3 protein-coding genes are annotated in these 4,442 nt (G+C 27.6%); 1 reads left to right on the forward strand and 2 read right to left on the reverse strand.

Annotated elements, in window-relative coordinates:
- Positions 1-157: 157 nt before the first annotated feature.
- Entirely contained in the window at positions 158-2,068 is a 1,911-nt protein-coding gene (locus tag GOQ29_RS06275; protein ID WP_203371793.1) for an ABC-F family ATP-binding cassette domain-containing protein, read from the forward strand.
- Positions 2,069-2,489: 421 nt separating this feature from the next.
- Here GOQ29_RS06275 and tsaD read toward each other — a convergent pair whose 3' ends face one another.
- Positions 2,490-3,500, reverse strand: a complete 1,011-nt coding sequence (tsaD, locus tag GOQ29_RS06280) for a tRNA (adenosine(37)-N6)-threonylcarbamoyltransferase complex transferase subunit TsaD (protein WP_350445983.1) — start codon at positions 3,498-3,500, stop codon at positions 2,490-2,492.
- Positions 3,501-3,673: 173 nt separating this feature from the next.
- A complete protein-coding gene (locus GOQ29_RS06285; protein ID WP_203371795.1) occupies positions 3,674-3,889 on the reverse strand; it encodes a hypothetical protein in 216 nt (71 codons plus the stop codon).
- Between the last annotated feature and the right edge of the window lie 553 nt (positions 3,890-4,442).

A 4,442-nucleotide genomic window follows, 5' to 3' on the forward strand; every position in this document is an offset into this window, starting at 1 on the left:
TTCTATCAATCAGATACCATCTTTTGATAGAGAAGCCTTTAGTAGTTTAGAACCCCACTCCTTCGGGTGTGGGAGCAGTCAGTAGAAAATTAATGTATCTTCGTATATATATCATGTATAATATATACATACCCTCTTAAGACAAGGAGGAAATTAAATGATAGTTTTATCTTGTAATAATATTACCAAATCTTATATAGCAGAAAAAACTTTAAATAATGTCTCATTTGCCATAAATAATGGAGAAAAAATAGGATTAGTTGGATTAAATGGTGCAGGAAAGACTACTTTATTTAAAGTTTTAACCGGTGAAATTTCTAGAGATTCTGGAGAAATATATATAGCTAAAGATACTAAAATAGGCTATCTGAAACAAAATACAACATTCAATAGTAAAAAAACTGTATATAATGAAACATTAACCGTTTTTGAATCTATAATACAAATGGAAAAAAACTTAAGAAATTTAGAGAAAGAAATTAGTATTGAAAGTAATAACTCGAATTCTTCTAAATTGGATAAGTTAATGAATAAGTATTCTGTTTTATCAGAAAAATTTACAGAAGCTAATGGATATGGATATGCAAGTGAAGTCAAGGGTGTTCTAAAAGGTCTAGGTTTCAATAATGATGAATTTGATCAACCTATAAATAATTTAAGTGGTGGACAAAAAACTAGAGTTACTTTAGCTAAATTATTATTAGAAAAACCTAGTTTACTATTATTAGATGAACCTACTAATCATCTAGATATTGAAGCCATAAATTGGCTTGAAAGATATATTAGAGAATATAAAGGTGCAGTAATAATAATATCCCACGATAGATATTTTCTTGATTCTACAGTATCTAAAATTTTTCAATTAGAAAATAATAATCTAAAGTCCTATAATGGCAATTATACAACCTATATCAAAAAACGTAAAAAAGAATTAAAATTATTAACTAAAAAGTATGAAGAACAACAAAAAGATATAAAAAAACAAGAAGAAATGATACAAAAACTTTCCCTTGGTGGAAAAAGAGCTATACGCCAAGCAAAAAGTAAAGAAAAAATGCTAGATAAAATAAAGAAATTAGATAAACCTACTTCTATTAATGGAAAAGCTAAGATGCGATTCGAACCTAAGATTAAAAGTGGTAATGATGTATTAAAAGTAAGAAATCTTACAAAATCCTTTAATAATAATGAAATTTTCAAAAATATATCATTCGATATATATATAGGAGAAAAAGTAGGACTTATAGGTCCTAATGGTATCGGTAAATCTACAATTTTAAAAATATTATTAAATAAATTAGACTATGATGAGGGTATTATAAACATTGGTCATAAAGTTAATATAGCTTATTATGATCAGGAACAAACGAATTTAAATAATGATAAAACAATTATAGATGAAATTTGGGATGACAATCCAAAACTCGATCATTTTCAAATAAGAAGTATATTAGCAAGATTTTTATTTACTGGAGAAGATATATTTAAAGAAATATCTACATTAAGTGGTGGCGAAAAAAGTAGAGTATCTTTGATAAAACTTATGTTATCTAAAGCTAATTTCTTATTAATGGACGAGCCTACTAACCATTTAGATATTGATTCTAAAGAAGCTTTAGAAGATTCTCTTGTAGATTATGACGGCACACTTTTAATTATATCCCATGATAGATACTTCTTAAATAAAGTAACAGATAAAATATTAGAATTAGATAAAAATGGAATAGAAGAATATCTTGGAAACTATGATTATTATTTAGAAAAAAAGAATAGTTTGATGAAAGAAAACGAAGAAATACCAATTGAAACCAAAACTCAAATAAAAAATCGTCGTAAAAGGGAAAGAGAAAAAATTAGAAGGAAACAACAAAAAAATAGGCAAATCTCTAATATAGAAAAAGAAATATCATCCTTAGAAAAAGAACTAACTATTCTAGAAAATTTAATGTGTAAAGAAGAAATATATTCAGATCCAAATAAAAGTCTAGAAACAAATCAAAAAACTAATCTAGTGAAAGATAAATTGGAAAAGCTATATAATGAATGGGAAGAACTACTTGTTGACTAATGTCGATAAGTAGTTCTTATGTTTACCAAACAAACGTACTATTTATGGTTAAATATACTAGAAAAAATAACAAGAAAATTATTTTATCCTTTTTCTCCACAATTTATACACATAATCCCCAACTTTATCCACATTTCCATATTGGGACAGGCTCTTTTTTATAGTTATTTTCCACATTATCCACAAAAACTGTATATAATCCTGTCAACAATGTGGATAAAACGTTAATAAGACTTTTCTTTACAATTTTCGTGACTTTGCAACAAATAAGTTTACACAATTACTTTAACGATAATTATATTCTATAGCAAAACTTTGTTAACTCATAAGTAACATTATTATTTCTTCTATAATTTATTTCCACATTATATTTAATACTAAATTTAAAACCTATAGCTGTGTACCCGTGAAATATAAACATTTATTTATCTCCAAGTTTCAAATTAGGTACCGCATTTAAATCTAGATCTGATGTTCTTCCATTAATATAATCATAATATCCAGCACAACCTATCATAGCTGCATTATCTGTACATAATATTTTAGAAGGATATTTCAATTCTATTCCTTCCTTATTAGCTTTTTCTTTCATTAAATTTCTAAGTCCTTCATTAGCTGCTACTCCACCAGCTATAGCAATAATATTAGAATTCTTTAATTTAGCTGCCCTTATAGTTTTATTTACTAATACTTCAATCACAGATTGTTGAAAACTAGCAGCCACATCCTCTACTACTATATCTAGATTCTTCTGCTTTTGATTATGAAGATAATTTAAAACTGCTGATTTCAATCCACTAAAACTAAAATCAAAACTTTCTTCCTCCAAATAAGCCCTTGGAAAATCTATTGCATATTTATTACCTTTCATGGCTAATTTATCAATTATTGGTCCTCCAGGATATCCTAATTTCATTGCCCGGGCTATTTTATCAAAAGCTTCTCCAGCAGCATCATCTCTAGTTCTTCCTAGTATTTCATACTGTCCATAATCTTTTATATATACTAAATGAGAATGTCCACCTGATACGATTAGACATATAAAGGGCGGTTCTAAATCAGGATACTCAATAAAATTTGCATTAATATGACCTTCTATATGATTTACTCCTATCAAAGGCTTGTCTAATGCATATGCCAATGCCTTACCATAGGATAGTCCAACTAATAAAGCTCCTACCAATCCTGGACCATAGGTAACAGCAATATTATCTATATTATTTAACGTTATATTTGCCTCGTTTAAAGCATCATCTAATATATAATCAATTGTTTCAATATGTTTCCTCGAAGCTACTTCAGGAACTACACCTCCAAATTTTTTATGTAATTCTATCTGTGAAGATATCCTATTACTCAAAACTTCTCTACCATTTCTTACTACAGCTATAGAGGTTTCATCACATGAACTTTCTATGGCTAGTGTAATCATATTTCTCAAAAAAATCCCTCCACTACTTATCTATTACTATTCATTATATACTACAGTCTATAATTTCAACAAGCTCCTCCAACTATACATAATATCAATACTAATATATAAAGATTATATAACGAAAAAATGATTACGTGACTAAAAAAAACAGAGCACATAAAGTACCCTATCTAATCCAATTTAATATCCATATTTGATAATATTTTATCTATAAGATTTAAATCGCATTTATGCTCCGAATTAAAATGCACACAATTTTCACAACTAATCACTGTTTCTCCCATACTCTTAACATCAGATCTTAAAGATGAATTCTCTTCAAATCTATGTTCGCTACATCGTTCAGCTATATTCTTCAATTGGTCTCTATTAGCCATATTTGACATATATTTCCCATTGCCGAAACCTTATAAAACTCTATAAAGCTTGTTTAATTCCTCGTTCAACCTACCACATTTTGCTATAAACTACTTTGGTTTGATATAGTAGTCCAAGGGCTTAAATTCCGATACAACGCATCGTACATATACAAGTTTACTTTTTAGTATAATCCCTTGTATTTACTAAATTTGCTTGGTTTTCGCTAACTATTTACGCAAGTAGTTTTATTTATACACTAACACCCCCAAGGTTCTACCCTATGACTATATCACTTTCGCAATATATGGGATTCACAATAGTTAATTAATATTATATCATAAATTTAGTTGTTGTATCATTATAAAATCTTCATATACATTTATAAAGTTTATAAATGTTTTTACAACAGTTTTCCACCTCCAAATTAATTCTATCAACTCATCATATTTACATATAATTAGTATAACTAATTTGAAAGATTATATTCAAAATTACAGAACTTATGAGCGAGAAAAGCCACTTCTTCAGATGTGGGATGAAAGGGATATTTTTTAAATAGTTATTGTGGTTTATCAGCAT

The sequence above is a fragment of the Anaeromonas gelatinilytica genome (assembly GCF_016820635.1).
GTDB lineage: Bacteria > Bacillota > Clostridia > Tissierellales > SIT17 > Anaeromonas > Anaeromonas gelatinilytica.